The organism is Pontibacter ruber, from assembly GCF_023630205.1.
Classification (GTDB): Bacteria; Bacteroidota; Bacteroidia; order Cytophagales; family Hymenobacteraceae; genus Pontibacter; species Pontibacter ruber.
In genome coordinates this window covers 21,995-41,158 of sequence record NZ_JALPRR010000004.1, presented here as the reverse complement: position 1 = coordinate 41,158, position 19,164 = coordinate 21,995, and the positions used below count along the sequence as shown (strand labels likewise).

Annotated in this window: 12 protein-coding genes; all 12 read left to right on the top strand. The window is 50.0% G+C overall.

The window, feature by feature from the left end:
- Positions 1 to 6 precede the first annotated feature (6 nt).
- The 12 genes from MJ611_RS16785 (at position 7) to MJ611_RS16730 (ending at position 19,124) form a co-directional block, all read left to right on the top strand.
- Complete coding sequence (locus MJ611_RS16785) at positions 7 to 1,773, top strand: tetratricopeptide repeat protein (RefSeq protein WP_250431467.1); 1,767 nt, start codon at positions 7 to 9, stop codon at positions 1,771 to 1,773.
- On the top strand, positions 1,766 to 2,509 hold the full coding sequence (locus MJ611_RS16780) for a DUF4292 domain-containing protein (RefSeq protein ID WP_250431465.1): 744 nt from the start codon (positions 1,766 to 1,768) through the stop codon (positions 2,507 to 2,509). The genes MJ611_RS16785 and MJ611_RS16780 overlap by 8 nt, the downstream gene beginning before the upstream one ends.
- An 83-nt stretch (positions 2,510 to 2,592) precedes the next feature.
- Positions 2,593 to 3,828, top strand: coding sequence for a murein hydrolase activator EnvC family protein (locus tag MJ611_RS16775; protein ID WP_250431464.1), 1,236 nt, complete (start codon positions 2,593 to 2,595; stop codon positions 3,826 to 3,828).
- Between the two features lie 773 nt (positions 3,829 to 4,601).
- Entirely contained in the window at positions 4,602 to 4,814 is a 213-nt protein-coding gene (locus tag MJ611_RS16770) for a Sec-independent protein translocase subunit TatA/TatB (RefSeq protein ID WP_250431462.1), read from the top strand.
- A gap of 32 nt (positions 4,815 to 4,846) precedes the next feature.
- Complete coding sequence (locus tag MJ611_RS16765; RefSeq protein ID WP_250431460.1) at positions 4,847 to 5,059, top strand: Sec-independent protein translocase subunit TatA/TatB; 213 nt, start codon at positions 4,847 to 4,849, stop codon at positions 5,057 to 5,059.
- A 1-nt stretch (position 5,060) separates the two neighbouring features.
- The gene (gatA, locus tag MJ611_RS16760; protein ID WP_250431458.1) at positions 5,061 to 6,497 is read left to right on the top strand and encodes an Asp-tRNA(Asn)/Glu-tRNA(Gln) amidotransferase subunit GatA; all 1,437 of its coding nucleotides are present in this window, start codon (positions 5,061 to 5,063) and stop codon (positions 6,495 to 6,497) included.
- A gap of 6 nt (positions 6,498 to 6,503) precedes the next feature.
- Positions 6,504 to 8,009, top strand: a complete 1,506-nt coding sequence (locus tag MJ611_RS16755; RefSeq protein WP_250431457.1) for a lytic transglycosylase domain-containing protein — start codon at positions 6,504 to 6,506, stop codon at positions 8,007 to 8,009.
- A 257-nt stretch (positions 8,010 to 8,266) separates the two neighbouring features.
- Complete coding sequence (locus tag MJ611_RS16750) at positions 8,267 to 10,540, top strand: NADP-dependent malic enzyme (RefSeq protein ID WP_250431455.1); 2,274 nt, start codon at positions 8,267 to 8,269, stop codon at positions 10,538 to 10,540.
- Positions 10,541 to 11,137: a Holliday junction branch migration protein RuvA gene (ruvA, locus tag MJ611_RS16745; RefSeq protein WP_250431453.1), complete on the top strand. Its 597-nt coding sequence runs from the start codon at positions 10,541 to 10,543 to the stop codon at positions 11,135 to 11,137.
- 12 nt (positions 11,138 to 11,149) lie between these two features.
- Entirely contained in the window at positions 11,150 to 18,289 is a 7,140-nt protein-coding gene (gene sov, locus MJ611_RS16740; RefSeq protein ID WP_250431451.1) for a T9SS outer membrane translocon Sov/SprA, read from the top strand.
- Positions 18,290 to 18,348: 59 nt separating this feature from the next.
- Positions 18,349 to 18,729, top strand: a complete 381-nt coding sequence (gene gcvH, locus MJ611_RS16735) for a glycine cleavage system protein GcvH (protein WP_250431449.1) — start codon at positions 18,349 to 18,351, stop codon at positions 18,727 to 18,729.
- Between the two features lie 50 nt (positions 18,730 to 18,779).
- On the top strand, positions 18,780 to 19,124 hold the full coding sequence (locus MJ611_RS16730; RefSeq protein WP_250431447.1) for a VanZ family protein: 345 nt from the start codon (positions 18,780 to 18,782) through the stop codon (positions 19,122 to 19,124).
- The last annotated feature ends 40 nt before the right edge of the window (positions 19,125 to 19,164 follow it).

The following is a 19,164-nucleotide window of genomic DNA, read 5'->3' as shown; positions in this document are numbered from 1 at the left end:
TGTCTCATGACCCATTTCAGAAACATTGTTCTCGCGGTATGCTGCCTGGTTCTGCTGGCTACAGGCGAAAGCCAGGCCCAATCTAAGAAAAAGAAGAGGGCGAAAGCGGCACGTGAGGCGGCGGCACAGGTTGTACCGGTTACGCCTACGCCTTCCGAACAGGATAAGCAACTGGGCGAGGCGATGTTTCTGGATGGCATGAAATACTTTATGCTGGAAGACTATGAAGAAGCCCTTAAATACTTCCAGAAGGCCTACACGGCCACTCCGTCTAATGCGGCATTAAACTACAAGCTGGCCGAAACGTACCTGCTGCTCGACAAGCCCAAAGATGGGGTTCCGTTTGCGCAGGCAGCTATCGCCCAGGAAAAAAAGAACACCTACTATTACCTGCTGCTGGCCCAGCTCTATTCAGAGCAGAAACTATACAACGAGGCCGCTCAGACCTACAACAACCTGCTGGCTAACGTCCCGGATTCAGATCAGTACCTGTTTAACCTGGCTGAGTTATACTTGTCTCAGGCCAACTACGAAGAGGCCCTGAAAACCTACGACCGGATTGAGAAGAAGTTTGGTCCGCTGGAGCAGGTATCCATGAACCGGCAGCAGATCTACCTGCGCCAGAAAAACGTGGATAAAGCGGTGCAGGAAGGGGAAAAGCTACTGGCCGCCAACCCAACCGAGATACGCTATTTCCTTGCCCAGGCGGAGCTCTACAACGCTTCCCAGAAAACAGACAAAGCAATTGAAGTACTTCAGAAAGCACTGCGCCTGGAGCCTAACAACCCTTTTGCCTACCTGATGCTTTCCGACCTCAACCGCCAGAAAGGCAACATGGCCGAATCGGAGAAACAGGTAAAAAAAGCATTTGCCAGCCCCGAGCTCGATATTGATACCAAGGTTCGCATTTTGGTCGATTACATCAGCCAGTTGCCCAACCCGCAGCTGGAGCCTGTAGCGTTGGAGCTTGTTGACTTGACGATCAAATCACATCCTAAAGAAGCGAAGGCTTATGCGGTTGCCGGCGACCTGCAAACCATTGTGGGTAAAAAGCAGGCGGCCCGTTCCAACTACCTCAAAGCCGTGAAGCTGGATGATTCCCATTTTAAGATCTGGCAACAGATCGTGTTGCTGGATGCAGAATTGTCGCAGTCGGATTCGCTGGTAATCCATTCAGAAAAGGCACTGGAGCTATTCCCGAACCAGGCCGTGTTCTGGTTTTACAACGGCACCGGCCACCTGATCCAGAAAAACTATGATAAAGCTGTAAAAGCGCTGGAGTATGGCAAACGCCTGTCTGCAGGTGAGCAGGAACTGGTAGCCCAGTTCAACATGCAGCTCGGCGACGGCTACAACTCCCTTAAGAACTATAAAAAATCGGATGAGGCGTATGAGGCTGTTTTAGCCTTCGATGCCGATAACGAACACGTACTCAACAACTATAGTTATTTCCTGTCGTTGCGTAACGAAAACCTGCCCAAAGCCAAAGAACTGGCAGGAAGGCTGGTGAGTAAGTATCCTAACAACCCTACTTACCTCGACACTTATGCCTGGGTACTGTACAAGCTGGAAGACTACCAGGGGGCACTCAAATACCTGGAGCAAGCCATTGCTGCTTCAGACGATGCCACCATTGTAGAACATTACGGCGATGTACTGTTTAAGCTCGGTCAGAAAGAAGAGGCATTAAAGCAGTGGCAGAAAGCAAAACAAAAAGGCGACGCCTCTGCTTTTATAGACAGGAAAATAAAAGAAAAGAAACTTTATGAATAAGCAGATCCTCCTTTACCTGCTGGGCTTTATACTTCTCTCCTCCTGTAAAAAAGAAACCGTACCAATCACAGCTTCGGCTACTACCGAAACCGTTGGCCGGGTATCTGTGCAGAACCTTGATTTCAGCTACCTGACTGCCAAAGGTCAGGTAAATGTGCAAGACAGAGGGGAAAGCATCTCATCGGGCGTATCGATGCGCATACGCAAAGACAGTGTGATTTGGGTGTCGGTGCAGCCGGGCTTGGGCATTGAAGCTGCCCGTATCAAAATGACGCAGGATTCGGTATTTGTGATGAACCGCCTGCGCCGAGAGTATACTGCCACCAGCTACAGTTACCTGAGCAACAAATTCAAGGTTCAGGTAGATTACAACGTGCTGCAGGCATTGCTGCTGGGCAACTACCAACCCAACGGGGCAGAAAAAGTAATGGAACAGGAACAGCTGCAACATGTACAGCAGCTGCGCAACAACCTGCTCTTCGATTATTTCATCGGCCGTGAGAATCAGAAACTGCAGCAATTGGATGTAAAGGATCAGCAGACCGGTAATACGATCTCTGTAAAGTATGATAGTTTTCAGAACATAGGCAGTGTTCCGTTTGCTCATGCCCTGGATGCCCAGATTCTGCAAACCGGGCAAACATCCAGCTTCAACCTTAACCACAGCAAAGTTACTGTTACTGATCAGGCCCTCGACTTCCCTTTTTCCGTGCCAGCGGACTATAAAAGGTTATAAGCGTAATAAATTGAGAAGGCAACTGGTTCTTGGCAATTAGATTTGCCATATTTGTAAGCTCAGAGTAGAAGAACCAGACGTACATGAAGGCCCTTTACCGTTCTGCCTTTTTCCTGTCGCTGTTGCTATTACCTTTGGCCGGCTTTGCACAAAGCAAAAAATCAAAGGCGCAACTAGAAAGGGAAAAGAAGGAAAACCTCACCCGTATTAAAGAAGCAAACCGCATTCTGCAGCAAACCAAAGTGCAGAAAGAGGCCTCTATAGGCCAGCTCAATGCTATCCAGGAAAAAATTGTGGTGCAGAAAGGGGTTATCAAAACCATTTCCCGCGAATTAACATTCATTGAATCTGGCGTAAAGGAAACCGAGGGTATAGTAGGCGCGCTCCAGTCTGATTTGGAGCAGCTGAAGGCTGAATATGCCACCATGGTGTATGCTGCCTCCAAAACATCCAACAGCTACAACAAGCTCATGTTCCTCTTTGCCGCTGACTCCTTCAACCAGATGATGATGCGGATGCGCTACCTGCAACAGTACTCTGAGGCACGTAAAAAGCAGGTAGAGCAGATAAACAAGGTACAAGCCGCTCTTACCGGGCAGCTCGACGTACTGGAGGCCAAAAAGAATGAGAAAAAGAACCTCCTGAGCAAACAGCTGGTAGAGAACCGCAACCTCAACAGCCTGAAAGCACAGCAGGACAGTGTGATCTCGCGCCTCAGCAAGCAGGAAGCAAATCTAAAACAAGAAGTGGCACAGCGCCAGCAAGCTGTTAAGAAGCTGGATAACCTGATCGCAGACATCGTGCGGGAAGAGATCGCAAGAGCTGCCCGTGCTGCCCGTGAAGAAGGACGTGCTTCCAGCGGAAGTGTCAATAAGATGACACTTACGCCTGAGGCAGCACTCATTTCCTCGTCCTTTGCCGGTAACAAAGGGCGACTGGCCTGGCCGGTAGAACGTGGCTTCATCTCGCAGCGTTTTGGCCGCCACAACCACCCTGTGTTAAAAGGCGTGGTAATCGAGAACCGTGGCGTGGATATCCAGACAACTCAGGGCGAATCTGCCCGTGCTATTTTCGAAGGCAAAGTGCTGACGGTTGCCAGCGTTCCGGGCATGAACAATATTGTGATGGTACAACACGGGGAGTACTTTGTAGTATACGCCAGGCTAAAATCTGTAAATGTTGCGGAAGGACAGGCTGTGAAGCCCAAAGATGTGATCGGCACTGTTTATACCGATGCAAACGGCACCACCGAGCTGCAGTTCCAGATTTGGAAGAACAATGTGAACCTTAACCCTCAGGGGTGGCTGCGAGCCAAATAACATTTACTGCTAAAGAACGTTCTTCGAGCGTTCTTTAGCTCCTACAGAAAAGTTAATTCCAAGAAGCTTATACTTTAGCAAGGGCTATAAAAGAAAAAAACACCCTACAAAGCAGGGTGCCTTTCCAAGCTATGAAAACAAACTTAATTACTTTTATTTGGGTGCAGGCCCTGTTATTATAAGCCCGCTTTAAATAGTCATTCTAATATACAACCTGCAGACTAATTCTGCAATACTGTTTTAGTTAAGCAACCATATTTTTTTCCAGAACTCAGGAAAATTATTTTTTTGTCGCCTCTTGTCAAGCACTCTGTCGCGCTCTCTTTCCTTATTAACAACTTACGGGCCAAAAAGTCATCAAATCTTAAACGATTGATAATCAATAGATATCTATTTTGAAAGATTTGTAATCATCCTACTTTGGGAACAACAATTTTCCAAATTGGGAAAAGATAGCTGAGCACACTGCTTAAGGTGCCAGAAGCGAGAAGAGATTTTGTTTTTAGTTCAGCGCCGGATTACGGCGCCGGAGGAACTGCTTTTATGTGAATACGGTTAAAGGGGACTTATAGTTACCCGAAACTTGAGTGGTCAAAGTTTAGCTTTGCTCTAAGTCCAAAACAGTATTGGCATCGTATGTCTCGGCAGCTAGATGATGCAGACAGCTTTGCTGCTAACAGAATGGAAGCCAGTTAAACTAATGTCATCAATAGTGGGTTTATTTGAAATAATAACTTTATTTTTGCAACAATTAATTCTTAACTTTTAAGACTATGGTAACCACCAACATTTTTGCATTTATTGGAGGCTTGGGCGGCACAGAGGTAATCCTTATTTTGTTTGCTATCCTGTTGTTGTTCGGAGCAAAGCGTATCCCGGAACTGGCAAAAGGCCTGGGTCGTGGCATACGTGAGTTCAAAGACGCCACCAAAGAGATCAAAAGCGACATCGAAACTTCCGTAAAAGAAGATAATCGCACTAAGTAATTCTGCTATTAAGCATTTTTTAGTCTGAGTATATGCTTTTAGAGACTGTTCTCCTCTTTCTGGGTGACCTGGGAGGCGGAGAACTGCTGGTCATTTTCACAGCAGTCCTGTTATTGTTTGGAGCAGATAAAATTCCGGGTATAGCCCGCAGCTTTGGCCGCGGAATCCGTGAATTCAAAGACGCGACCAACGAAATTAAAAGCGAAATAGAACGTTCTATCGAGGACGGGAACAAGCCAAAATAGTTTGAAACAGTATAATTCGTTACGAGACATCCGCACAGACCTGTCTAATGGGCAGGTTACGTGCAAGCAATTGGTAGAGCATTACCTCCACAACATTAAGGCAAAGGCTGAGCTTAATGCTTTTCTGGAAGTTTTTGAGGAGGGAGCTTTTGCTCAGGCAGCTATCATTGACCAAAAGCTAGCAAATGGTACCGCCGGTAAGTTGGCAGGTATGGTCATTGGCATCAAAGACGTGCTGGCCTATAAAGGGCATAGCCTCCAGGCTTCCAGCCAGATCTTGAATGGCTTTAAGTCGCTTTATACAGCAACAGCTGTTAGGCGCCTGCTAGCTGAGGATGCCATCATCATTGGCCGCCAGAACTGCGATGAGTTTGCAATGGGTGCCTCTAACGAGAATTCATCTTTTGGCCCGGTGCTGAATGCCGATGATACATCCCGTGTTCCGGGTGGTTCTTCGGGTGGCTCGGCTGTAGCCGTACAGGCAGATCTGTGCTTGGCTTCTATAGGTTCCGATACCGGGGGCTCTGTGCGTCAGCCTGCTTCCTTCTGCGGTGTGGTGGGGCTAAAGCCTACGTATTCCCGCATCTCGCGCTACGGCCTTATTGCCTATGCTTCGTCTTTCGACCAGATCGGTCTTATTACAAAGAACGTAACCGATGCTGCCTTGCTATTGGAGGTAATTGCCGGCAAAGACGACTACGACAGCACCGTGAGCCAGCGTGAAGTACCTGCCTACAGCGAGCTTCTGGCAACGGACAAGAAGTATAAAATCGGCTATATCCGCGACTGCTTTGAAAGCGAAGGCCTGGATGCCGAAGTAAAAGACAGCATACTGGCCGTAAAAGATATGCTCATGGAGGCTGGCCATCAGGTAGAAGCTGTGGATTTCCCATACCTGGATTACATGGTACCTACCTACTACATCCTTACTACAGCAGAAGCGAGCTCTAACCTGGGTCGCTACGACGGTGTAAAGTATGGCTACCGCAGCGAAAACGCGACTGACCTAACCTCTTTGTACAAAAAGACACGTTCCGAAGGCTTCGGCCCGGAAGTACAGCGCCGAATCATGCTGGGCACTTTCGTGCTAAGTGCCGACTATTATGACGCTTACTATACCAAAGCGCAGCGAGTACGAAGACTGATCAAGGAAAAGACCGATGAGTTGCTTCGCTCCTACGATTTCCTTATCTTGCCTACAGCTCCTACTACAGCCTTTAAGCTTGGGGAGAATACAGCGAATCCGTTGGCCATGTATTTGGCCGATATCTTTACGGTTCAGGCCTCTCTTGCAGGTGTTCCAGCCATTTCTATTCCGGTTGGTCGCGATGCCAACGGCCTTTCCATCGGGTTACAACTTATGACCCGCTCATTCGAGGAGCCGCAGCTGCTTGCTTTCTCGAATTATATCTTGGATAAGATAACCGTCGAAGCATAGATAAAAATGATTTACGCCAGATTCTTAACAGTACTTGCGGCTGTAGTTGGTTGCATGTGGACTTCCTTTGCCCATGCCTCTGTTTATGGCCTGAAGCTTGAAAACACCATTGCAGAGGACTCTCTGAAGCCAAAACTGGATACTACACTTCTCTCCCCGGAGGAGCTGGCCTTGCTGGTGGAATACATTCCCTACGAACCGGATGAGGTAATTCAGGACAGGCTGAGCTGTATCGAATCTGACATTCCTCTTACCTTCAACAAGTTTGTAAGAAGCCACATCGACTACTTCACAGTTCGCAACAGGAAGTATACCCGCACCATGATTACGCGCGAGAATGTATACTTCCCGATCTATGAAAAGTACCTGAAGAAGTATAACATGCCGCAGGATATCAAGTACCTCTCCATCGTAGAGTCAGGGCTTAATCCAAAGGCAGCTTCGTGGGCGGGTGCTGTCGGCTTGTGGCAGTTTATCAAATCTACCGGCAAAGAATACGGCCTGGATGCCAACCAGTACATCGATGAGCGCATGGACCCGGAGAAATCCACGGATGCCGCCATGCGCTTCCTGGGCCGCCTGTACCGCACTTATGGCGATTGGGAACTGGCAATGGCAGCATACAATTGTGGCCAGGGCAACGTAAACAAAGCAATTCGCCGCGCCGGAGGTGGCACGAAAACCTTCTGGGAGATCTTCCCATACTTGCCAAAAGAAACCCGCAGCTATGTACCTTCCATGACTGCCGTGATCTACGCCATGAAGTATGCGCCGGATCATAACATTTTCTCTGATTCTATACTTTACGCGCATGATACCCATATTCTGGAGATCAAAGACCAGGCAGTAGATCTGACGAAACTGGCGCAAGAGTTGCACATAGCCCCGGAGCAACTGCTCGCGATGAATCCAGAAATAAAAAAGAAGGAACTTCCGGAGCACTTACGCAATTACAAGCTTCGCATACCGGCGCAAAGCAGTGCCTTACTTGCTAAAGCCGAAGACCGAAGCTGCATTCTTCTGGCTGCAGCCCCTGCTCCACCGGCACCAAAGCCAGTAAAAGAGTTAGCACCCATTGAAGCACAACCGCTGTTTGCTTCAACTGCAAAGGATAGCTTAGAGAAAAAGACATACATTGTTAAGCGTGGCGACAATCTGATGCGCATCGCTACCCAGCACAATGTAACTGTAGAGCAGCTAAAAGAATGGAATAACCTGAGTGGCTCCTACATCACAGCCAACCAAAAATTAACCGTGCTGCAACCTGTTAATGAAAACAAACTACTAGCCTCAGCAGAGCCAGTAGCAGAGAAGCCGGTAAAAGCTACACTTAAGCAACCTGCTCCTAAAAAGGAAAAGGAACAACAAGAGCGTGTATACCATGTGCAGCCGGGAGACACTTTATGGAACATCTCCCAGAAGTATAACGGGCTTACAGTAGAGCAGATCAAAAAGCTGAACAAACTGAAAGGCAACAGCATCAAACCAGGCATGAAGCTGATTCTCAGCTAGTGTACTCGGCAGCCATCAAAAAAGCACCTCCTATACCAGGAGGTGCTTTTTTGATGCACGCCAGGTTGTGTCGGGAAGCAGACCGTTCAGGAATTGAAATACTATCTGCCACGTAGCCTCCAAAGCTTATATCTTTGAAGGCTGTAGCTTTGAATAACCACAAATTATTTTCAAATTGGCATCTTGCATTTTTGCAGACTTGGCCCAATGCCGATCTTACGAAAGTGCTACTCTATATACAAACAACAACGCATACCATGATTAAAGTAAACAAAGAAGACGCCTTAAACTACCACATGCAGGGGCAACCAGGAAAGATAGAGGTAGTGCCTACTAAAATGCTAAGTACACAGCATGATCTGGCATTGGCTTATTCGCCGGGCGTAGCCGAACCATGTAAGGAAATTGCTGCTGATAAAGATACTGTTTACAAATATACTGCTAAAGGAAACCTGGTGGGCGTTATCTCAAACGGAACCGCCGTACTGGGCTTGGGAAATATCGGACCGGATGCCTCTAAACCGGTAATGGAAGGGAAAGGCGTACTTTTCAAGAAGTTTGCCGGCATTGATGTGTTCGATATCGAGATCGACTGCACTAACCCGGAGGAGTTTATACGGATTGTAAAATCCCTGGAGCCAACCTTCGGCGGGATCAACCTGGAAGATATCAAAGCCCCGGAAAGTTTCAAGATCGAGAATGCGCTGAAAGAGCAGATGAACATTCCGCTCATGCACGACGATCAGCATGGTACTGCCATTATTTCGTCGGCTGCGCTCCTGAACGCCCTGGAACTCGCCGGCAAAAGAATAGACAAAGTACAGATCGTAATGAACGGCGCCGGTGCTGCTGCCATAGCCTGTGCCAAACTGTACGTCGCGCTGGGTGCAAAAATGGACAACATCGTGATGTTTGACAAAGACGGCATCATACGCCCTGAACGCGACGACCTGGACATTTACAGAGCCCAGTTCGTTACCCTGCGCAAGATCAATACCCTGGCAGAGGCGATGGAAGGAGCCGATGTGTTTGTAGGCCTTTCGGCGGGCAACGTGCTGCATCCGGACCTGGTAAAGCTGATGGCACCTAACCCGATCATTTTTGCGCTGGCCAACCCTGATCCGGAAATCCCTTATGAAGTAGCCATGGAAACAAGAGAAGACCTGATCATGGCAACCGGTCGCTCTGACCATCCTAACCAGGTAAACAACGTCCTTGGTTTCCCCTACATATTCAGAGGCGCTCTGGATGTGCGTGCTACCGAAATAAACGAAGCCATGAAACTGGCTGCCGTGCATGCATTAGCAACACTAGCCAAAGAGCCTGTACCTGAACTGGTGCACAAAGCTTACGGCGACAACACCATTGCCTTTGGCCGCTTCTATCTTATTCCAAAGCCGCTTGACCCGCGCCTGATTACGACTGTATCGCCGGCAGTGGCCCTTGCTGCCATAGAAAGCGGCGTGGCGAAACGGCCTATCACCAACTGGGAGGCTTACGAGCAGGAGTTGCAGGAACGCATCGGCATCGACCAGAAGCTGATGACGCGTATCACGAACCAGGCGAAGAAAGATCCTAAAACGGTGGTGTTTGCCGAGGCTGACCACTATAAGATTTTGAAAGCTGCTCAGACAGTGGCAGAACAGCGTATTGCCAACCCGATCCTGTTAGGTAACCGTGCCCGTATCAACCAGATCATCGAAGAGTTTAACCTTGATCTGCACGATGCCCGCATCATCGATCCGTTTGAGGAAGAGGCCATGCGCGAAGAGTTTGCACAGGTCCTATACAAAAAGCGCCAGCGCAAGGGTCTTACCCTGTTCGACTGCCGTCGCCTGGTGCGCGATCGTATCTATTTTGGCAGCCTGATGCTGGAAACAGGCCAGGCAGACGCGCTGATCTCAGGTCTTACACGCGACTATTCCAGAACCATACTTCCGGCCATACAGGTGATCGGTGTGGAAGAAGGCGTAAACAAGGTGGCCGGTATGTACATCATCCTGAACAAGAAAGAGCCATACTTCTTTGCTGATACCACGGTAAACGTTAACCCGACTGCCGACGAGCTGGTGGATATCATTGGCCTGACAGCGCGTGCCGTACGTTTCTTTGATACAGAGCCACGCATGGCAGTGCTTTCTTACTCGAACTTTGGTTCTGTGCAGGGCGATATTCCAAGCAAAGGAGCCGAGGCCGTACGCAAAGCCAAACAGCGTTACCCTGACCTGCTGATAGACGGGGAAATGCAGGCGAATACAGCTTTGAATAAAAACCTGTTGCGTGAGCACTATCCATTTAGTGAGCTTGCAGAGAAAGGAGCCAATACCCTGATCTTCCCGACACTTACATCCGGCAACATCGCCTACAAGGTATTACAGGAAATCGGGGGTGCCGAAGCCATCGGTCCGGTGCTGATGGGTATGCGCAAACCGGTTCACATTCTGCAGCTTGGCAGCTCCATCAGAGAAATTATAAACATGGTAGCCATTGCTGTCGTAGATGCTCAAAACCATAACAATAAACATATATAGATGATAGCCTATATAGATGGCAAGCTCGCTTACAAAGATCCAACCTATGTCATTATCGATGTTAATGGCATAGGTTACCAGATCAAGATCTCGCTGAGCACTTATTCCTCGCTTCCTACCGGTGAGCGTTGCAGGTTGCATACCTACCTGCACATCAAAGAGGATGCGCATACGCTTTATGGTTTTACATCGGTAGCAGAGAAAGAGGTGTTTCTGCATTTGATTTCTATTTCCGGGGTAGGGCCCAACACAGGCCTGATGATCCTGTCATCTCTATCGGTAGAGGAAGTGCAGCAGGCCATTATTCGGGAAGATGTGCGCACCATACAACATGTAAAAGGTATAGGTGCCAAAACCGCGCAGCGTATTATTCTGGAGTTGAAGGATAAGATGAAAAAAGAGGCTTTTGCTACGGATACGTTGGCAGCACCAGCTGCTTCTACATACAATACAAACCGTGCTGAAGCGTTATCTGCATTAGTAACATTGGGCTTTGCAAAGAACGTGGCAGAAAAGACCCTGGATGCTATCATCAAGCGCGAAGGCAGGGACCTGAGCGTAGAAGAACTGATTAAGTTTGCGTTGAAATCGTCTTAGATATATACCCTTTTGGTCTGGAAATATAAAAAGAACAGCCTGCTTCTAGCATCGGTTGCCGTTTTCTCTTTGCTGGCTTGGTGGTCGCAGGCAGAAGAGATGCGTTCGCGCAACGGATTTAAGTATGCTATTCTTCAAAATTTACTATTACAGGATACGGTCAAAACAGACTCTACCAAACTCCAGAAATACCTGCCAAGCCGCCGCCCTACCTTTACCCCCCGGGACCGCCGCGGCAGCCCGTTCAGCACACGCCCAAACTCCTCTCCCCTGCTGCTGGGCCAGCCCGGCAACGTGGAGATGAAAATGGAACTGGACGACAGCCTGCAACAATACAATATTACTGAGACCATCGGCGATCTGAACTACCGCATGCCTTCGTCCATGACGCTGCAGGAGTACTCGGAGTGGCAGCAACGGCAGGCCATCCGCGAATACTGGCGTAGCAAGTCGGCCGGCCTGGACGGCGAAAATGCCCTGAGCAGCCGCCGCCTGGTTCCAAAGATCTACCTCAGCCCTGCATTCGACCGGATATTTGGCGGCAACTATGTCGATATACAGCCGAATGGTAACGTATCGCTGAAATTTGGCGCACGCTTTAACCGCAACCAGAACCCAACCATACCGCTGCGGCAGCAGCGTACCGGCGATTTTGATTTCGACCAGAACATATCGCTTAACCTGGTGGGCAAAATAGGCGAGAAAATGCGCCTTAACTTTAACTGGGACAACAACGCCAACTTCGAGTTTGAGAACAACATGAAGCTGGATTATACCGGCTACGAGGAAGAGATCATACGGAAAGTAGAAGCCGGTAACGTGAGTCTCCCGCTCAACAACTCCCTGATCACGGGTGCCCAGAACCTGTTCGGTATCAAAACGCAAATGCAGTTCGGGCGGTTGGGCGTTACTGCCATTGCCTCTACGGTGCGCGGCCGTAACGATGAGGTGATCATCCAGAACGGAGCCCAGAACAAGCCTTTTGAGATACGGGTTGATCAATACGACCGCGATCGGCATTACTTCCTGTCGCAGTTTTTCCGTGGGCGGTATGACAACACACTCAAGAACCTGCCCCTTGTCAACTCAGGTATCGTGATTCGCCGCCTGGAGCTGTATGTTACCAACAACAACCGCTCAACCGAGAACCTGCGCAACATGGTAGCCTACATGGACTTAGGCGAAGGCGATCCGTACCGCGATCAGTTTGAGACAAGACCCAATGCCCCTGCTTCCAACGACGCCAACCAACTGTATCGTTCAGTGTCTAACCTCCGCGACAACAATACGGTAGACAATTCCCTGGTAGGGCTGGGCCTGCAGAAAGGTATAGATTTTGAACACGTACGTGCCCGCAGGCTAGACCCACGGGAGTATAAATTTAATCCACAGCTTGGCCATATCTCATTGAACACCGCCCTGCTGCCAGACCAAGTGCTGGGTGTAGCTTTTGAGTATACCTACAACGGCAAGACCTATAAGGTAGGTGAACTGATGGAAGATTACCAGAACCTGCGCGACGAGCAGGTCATCCACATGAAGTTGCTGAAAGCCACGAACCCATCGCTGGAGTACCCTACCTGGGACCTGATGATGAAGAACGTCTACAGCCTTGATGCAACGCAGGTAAACCGCGAAAACTTCCAGCTCCAGATTATTTACAAAGACGATGAGACGGGTGTAGACATTACGAGCCTGAGAGAATCAAGCCCGATCCAGAATATCCCGCTGATCGAGGTACTGAACCTTGACAATGTCAATACCAACAACGACAAGCCGCGGGATGGCAATTTTGACTTCCTGCCAGGCATTACCATTGATCCGGAAACAGGCCGCATTTTCTTCCCGGAAGTAGAGCCATTTGGCACTTACCTCCGTGGTAAGATTGGCGATCGGCCTGATTTGATCGAGAAGTATGTGTTTCAGGAACTATATGAGCTGACGCAGACAGATGCGCAGCAGAATACCTCTAAAGCCAAGTTCTTCATCAAAGGTCGCTTTCAGGCAACCTCTACCGACGAGATCATGCTGCCGGGTTTCCGTATTGCCGAAGGTTCGGTGGCAGTATACTCCGGCGGCACGCGCCTGGAGGAGGGTACTGATTACCAGGTGTTCTATGATTTAGGTCGTATCAAAATCCTGAACCCAAGCTACATCAGCTCGGCCAGCGACCTGCGCGTTACCTATGAAAAAGCAGAGCTGCTCAACATTCAGCCCCGCTCGCTGCTGGGTGCCCGTTTCGATTACAGGCTAACCGACGACATTAACCTGGGTGGTACGGTACTGCACCTGAACGAGAGGCCGTATATCAACCGCGCCACTATTGGCGAGGAGCCAACCAACAACACAATCTATGGCCTGGACATCAACCTGACCAAAGAGTCGCGCTTCCTGACCAAACTTACAGACCGTATCCCGCTGATCCAGACCAAAGCACCATCGAGCGTTACCTTCAGCGGTGAGTTTGCGCAGCTGGTACCTTCTGCTTCGAAGCTGCCTGCCAACGAAGACGGCACCTCGTATGTAGACGATTTTGAAGGAGCGGAAACACCCTACAGTTTAGGAGGCTTTAACAACACCAGCTGGCGCCTGGCTGCCACGCCTGCACCGTTGGTGCCTGGTACAGGCCTCTCCTATTCGTATAACCGGGCCAAGCTTGCCTGGTATACCATCGACCAGATCTTTTACCGCGACAGCGATAACCTGCAGCCCCAGAACATCACCAAAGAGGAACTGAACAACCACTACGTGCGCGGTATCCGCCGCAACGAAGTGTTCCCAGGTCGTGATCCGGAAGTAGCCAACGCATTTGAGTATACCTTCGACCTGGCTTACTACCCACGTGACCGGGGCCAGTATAACTTCAACCCGAACCTGGATGCGCAAGGCAAATTATTGGGTGATCCGCGCAAGAACTGGGGCGGTATCAGCCGTGATATTACTTTTGACACCGACTTCGACAATGCCAACATCGAGTACATGGAATTTTGGCTGATGGACCCTTTTATTTCGGGCCCGAACGGCAGAAAAGATGAATTTGGCAACGAGATCACCAGCAACGAAGGCGGCGAACTGGTCCTGAACCTGGGCAGCGTGTCGGAAGACATCCTGAAAGACAACCGTTATTCTTTTGAGAACGGACTGCCTACTTCGCCTGATGACCCGCAGAACCTGGTTCGCACTGACTGGGGACGCGTAACCACACAGCAGTTCCTGACCGATGCCTTCACCGGAGTGACAGGCGCACGCCAGTTGCAGGACATCGGCTTAGACGGACTTAATGATGCTTCAGAGCGTGAGTTTTTCCAGAACCTGCCACAGGTAGCACAGAGTGACCCGGCAGCCGACAACTTCCTGCACCACCTCGATGCCTTCTACGATCAGCAGAATGCAGGCATCCTGGCGCGCTACAAAAACTTTAATGGCATGGAGAACAACTCCCCGGAGCAGAGCCGCTTCTCCAACTATGCCTTCCCGGATAAAGAGGACCTGAACCGCGACAACGTGATCAGCGACCTGGAGCAGTACTACGAGTACAAGATCAAGCTGAAGCCAGGCGAAATGAACGTGGGCCAGAATTACATTGTGGATCGTGTGGTGCAGAATGTGAATGGTGATGAAGTGAACTGGTACCAGTTCCGTATTCCGGTGCGCCAGCCAACGAGCAGTGTAGGCAACATCAGCGGCTTTAAGTCTATCCGTTTTATGCGTATGTACCTCACTGAGTTTGCAGACCCGGTAGTAATGCGCTTTATCCAGTTCCAGTTTGTGGCCAACCAGTGGCGCACGTACCTGCAACCGATCACAGACGGTAACCCATGCCTTACCTGTACCGATGATGCCCGCACCTTTACTGTTTCTACGGTTAACATTGAGGAAAACGGCGAGTCAACCGAAAACTCCATCCCGTATGTACTGCCTCCGGGTATCGAGCGCCTGCGCGACTATGCGGCTACCAACAACCGCCGCCAGAACGAGCAATCGCTGCAGCTGTGTGTAGAAGACCTGAAAGACTCTTTCTCCAAGGCAGTATACAAGAACATCTCGCTGGACATGCTCATCTACAAGCGCCTGAAAATGTACCTGCACGCGCAGACCAGCGACCCGAATACGCGCGACGATGACATGGAAGCCTTTGTGCGCATCGGTACCGACTATACCCAGAATTACTACGAGTACGTGGTGCCGCTTAAAATAACACAGCCGGGCAGCACCTCGCGCGAGGCCATCTGGCGTGCTGAAAACGAGATTGACATTTCACTGGAAGAGTTTGTAAACGCGAAAGTAGCCCGAAATAAAATTGCCGGTTACGACAACCGACGCCCTTTTGAGGTAACGATCAATGGCAAAACCATCCGCATAGTAGGTAACCCGGATTTCAGCGAAGTACAAAGTGTAATGATCGGTTTGCGTAACCCGAACAGACCGGGCGATGATGCCCAGCCGCACTCTGTATGTATGTGGGTAGACGAACTACGTGTAACAGGCTTTAAGAACGAATCAGGCTGGGCTTCCAACGCAAGGCTAAATACCAAACTGGCTGACTTTGCCAACATCACGGCCACCGGCGCTTACACCGGCATTGGCTTTGGGGGTTTACAGCAGAAACTCGCGCAGCGTGCCCGCGAAAACACCGCCCTGTTTGACGTAAGCGCCAACGTAGTAGCAGACAAATTCCTGCCGGAGAAATTGGGTATAAAAGTACCTCTTACGGTACAGTACGGCACTCTGAACAGTGAACCGCAGTTTGACCCGCTGGACAAGGACGTGCCGTTGAAGGAATCGCTGACACGTTTTGAGACGGATGAAGAGAAACGGGAGTATAAAAAAGAGGTAACCACACGCGAAACGCGCAAGAGCATCAGCCTGCTGAACGTGCGAAAAGAACGTACCAACCCGGAAGCGAAACCGAAGCTGTATGACGTGGAGAACCTTTCCTTCTCCTATGCCTACGCCGAGCGCCTGTTCACCAACATCGAAACCGACCGTGACTTTACCAAGACCTATACAGGCGGCTTCGCTTATACTTATACTACCACACCACGGAACTATGCACCGTTTGCGCAGAGCGAAGCCTTGAAGTCGCCGTACCTGCGCTTGATCAAAGACCTGAACGTGACGCCGCTTCCAAGCCGCATTGCCTTCCGCGCTGATCTGGACAGAAGGTATAACGAAACGTTCCTGCAGCGCAGGGAGCCGGGCACTGGCATCATTACCACGCGTGGTATAGAACCAACGTTCCAGAAATACTTCTTCTTTAACCGCATCTACGACCTGAAGTGGGACCTGAGCAAAAACCTGTCGCTGGACTACACGGCTACGAACCGCGCGGTAGTAGACGAGCCGGACGCCCGCATAGACAAGGACATCGACTCACTGAAGTATAAAAATGAGGTAATCTGGGATAACCTGAAGCGGGGCGGCCGCAACACCAACTTCAACCAGCTGGTTGCTGTAAACTATAAGTTGCCGCTCGACAAGTTTCCGCTAACGGATTGGATCGGGGCCGAGACCCGTTATGCTGCCACTTACATCTGGACGGCGGGTTCTACCGCTCTGAACCAGGACAGCGTTTTCCGGTTGGGTAACATTGCAGAAAACAGCACCGAGTTCAGCGTGAACGGAAGATTTGACCTGGTAAAATTGTACAACAAAGTGAAGTTCCTGAAAGCAGTAAACTCGCCTGCACCTGCGGCGCAGCGCCGCCCAGCTCCAGGAGATACCACCGCCCAGAAGCCACAGGCTGATATGAAGGTGGCTAAAGCACTGGCCAGGTTCTTCATGATGACGCGCTCCATCAACTTCACGTACCTGGAAAACCGGGGCACCCTGCTGCCAGGCTACCTGCCTAGTACCAATATGTTCGGGTTTGATAAAGATTTTGATGCTCCTGGCCTGCCATTTATACTTGGCAGACAGTATGATCTGGACCAACTGTATAACAGGGCCAACAGCAACGGCTGGTACACCGACAGCAGCCAGTACCTGAATACGCCGCTGAGCTCTATCTTTACCGAAGCGTTAACGGCACGTGCCAACCTGGAGCCTTTCCGTGACTTTAACGTGCAGGTGGATGCCCGTCGCAACAAGTCCGAAATTGAAGAGATATTCTACCGCAAGGAATTCGATGATTTTGGAAACATAAGTGTGGAAGACCAGCGTCAGAACCCAATCAATACCGGCTCTTTCAGTACTTCGTTCTTTGCATTGGGTACGTTGTTTGAGTCAACTGACCGCGGCACTTCTGCTGCCTTCGAAGACTTTATACGCAACCGCCACGATGTGCGAAATAAGCTGACAAATGCCAACGCAGCTGCCGGCGACTCGGGCTATACTTTGAACTCCCAGGACGTGTTGCTGCAGTCGTTCCTGTATGCGTACCAGGGCCGCAACATCGGCGATTATGAAGCTAAATCAAGCAGTCCGTTCAGCCGCCTGCCGATCCCGAACTGGCGCATCGACTACAACGGTCTGTCGCGGTTGCCGCTGTTCCAGCGCTGGTTCAGCCAGGTTAACCTGACACACGCCTACAACGCCAGCTATAACATTACCAGCTTTACTACCTCCCTGGCCTACGACCAGGAGCCTTCCGGTTTCCCGACAAATAAGAACGAGTTCGGGCAGATCGTGCCCTACTACATCGTGAGCCAGCTGACGGTAAGCGAACGACTGGCTCCGTTACTGGGCATTAACTTCCGCACCAAGACCAACCTTACCGGTCGCCTGGAGTATAAGATGGAGCGTAACCTGTCGCTGAACCTGACCAATGCCCAGGTGACGGAAACAAACGTGAAGGACTATGTGGTAGGCTTTGGCTACAGCACCAACAACTTCCGTATTCCGTTCCGGATTGGTGGCGAGCGCAAGGTATTGCAGAATGAGTTGACCATGCGCATGGACCTGTCGGTACGCGATAACCAGACAGTGCAGCGCGCTGTTGCAGAAGACGAGCAGGGCCAGGAGTACAGCCAGAACCAGATCACGAACGGAACGCGCCAGCTGCAACTGCGCCCAACCATCGACTATGTGCTGAGCCAGCGCATTAACCTGCAGTTTTATGTGCTGCGCACCGTGTCAGATCCGAAGATCTCTACCTCGTTCCGCAACAGCGTATCGGAGGGGGGCGTGCAGCTGCGAGTAAGTTTGCAATAATATTTTGGCATTGCGAAAAAGACCGTATTTTTGAAACGTCATATTTAACAAGCGAACAAATGAATTTACCAGAGAATCTTAAGTATACAAAAGAGCACGAGTGGGTGCGCGTTGAGGGTGATGTAGCCTATGTAGGTATCACGGATTTTGCACAGAGCGAGCTGGGCGATATCGTTTATGTAGACATCGACACAGTAGACAAGCAGATCGGCAAAGACGACGTGTTTGGCACAGTTGAAGCCGTAAAAACAGTGTCTGACCTGTTCAGCCCACTGAGCGGTACCGTTCTGGAATTCAACGACAAACTGGAGAACAACCCGGAGCTGGTAAACTCTGATCCTTACGGAGACGGCTGGATCATCAAACTTTCTGTAGACAACACTGCTGAACTGGACGAGCTGCTGACTGTAGACGCTTACCGCGAAGTTATCGGCCACTAATACAAAAACACTAAGTAGGTTTGATCTTAAGGTATCACCTATTTACAATCATGTGGGCAGCAGTGATCTTGTTAACGACACTGCTGCCTTCTTCTTCCATGCCTTCGCTCTCTATCTGGGAGCTCCTTTCTTTCGATTCGTTTGCCCACGCCGGCCTTTTTGCCATACTTTGCTACCTGATGATCGTGGGGATGAAAAAGCAATTTTCCTATCCCCAGCTCAAGCACTCCGCCATCCGTGTTTCCTTTTTCACCAGTACCCTGTTCGGCATTTCGATCGAGCTGATGCAGCATTACCTCATGATGGGCCGCCATGGCGATGTGATGGATGTACTATGCAACACCATTGGCTGTTTGCTTGGCATTGTAGTGTTTAAGTGGATTTACCTGCAATAACCTCTTTTTATACTTTACTTCATCGGCCAGCTGCTTATCT

What these genes read in the sequence shown, in the direction of transcription:
- MJ611_RS16750 (WP_250431455.1), top strand. Translation starts at nt 8,267, where the DNA reads ATGATTAAAGTAAACAAAGAAGACGCCTTAAACTACCACATGCAGGGG.
- MJ611_RS16785 (WP_250431467.1), top strand. Translation starts at nt 7, where the DNA reads ATGACCCATTTCAGAAACATTGTTCTCGCGGTATGCTGCCTGGTTCTG.
- MJ611_RS16730 (WP_250431447.1), top strand. Translation starts at nt 18,780, where the DNA reads ATGTGGGCAGCAGTGATCTTGTTAACGACACTGCTGCCTTCTTCTTCC.
- MJ611_RS16755 (WP_250431457.1), top strand. Translation starts at nt 6,504, where the DNA reads ATGATTTACGCCAGATTCTTAACAGTACTTGCGGCTGTAGTTGGTTGC.
- MJ611_RS16775 (WP_250431464.1), top strand. Translation starts at nt 2,593, where the DNA reads ATGAAGGCCCTTTACCGTTCTGCCTTTTTCCTGTCGCTGTTGCTATTA.
- ruvA (WP_250431453.1), top strand. Translation starts at nt 10,541, where the DNA reads ATGATAGCCTATATAGATGGCAAGCTCGCTTACAAAGATCCAACCTAT.
- MJ611_RS16765 (WP_250431460.1), top strand. Translation starts at nt 4,847, where the DNA reads ATGCTTTTAGAGACTGTTCTCCTCTTTCTGGGTGACCTGGGAGGCGGA.
- MJ611_RS16780 (WP_250431465.1), top strand. Translation starts at nt 1,766, where the DNA reads ATGAATAAGCAGATCCTCCTTTACCTGCTGGGCTTTATACTTCTCTCC.
- MJ611_RS16770 (WP_250431462.1), top strand. Translation starts at nt 4,602, where the DNA reads ATGGTAACCACCAACATTTTTGCATTTATTGGAGGCTTGGGCGGCACA.
- gcvH (WP_250431449.1), top strand. Translation starts at nt 18,349, where the DNA reads ATGAATTTACCAGAGAATCTTAAGTATACAAAAGAGCACGAGTGGGTG.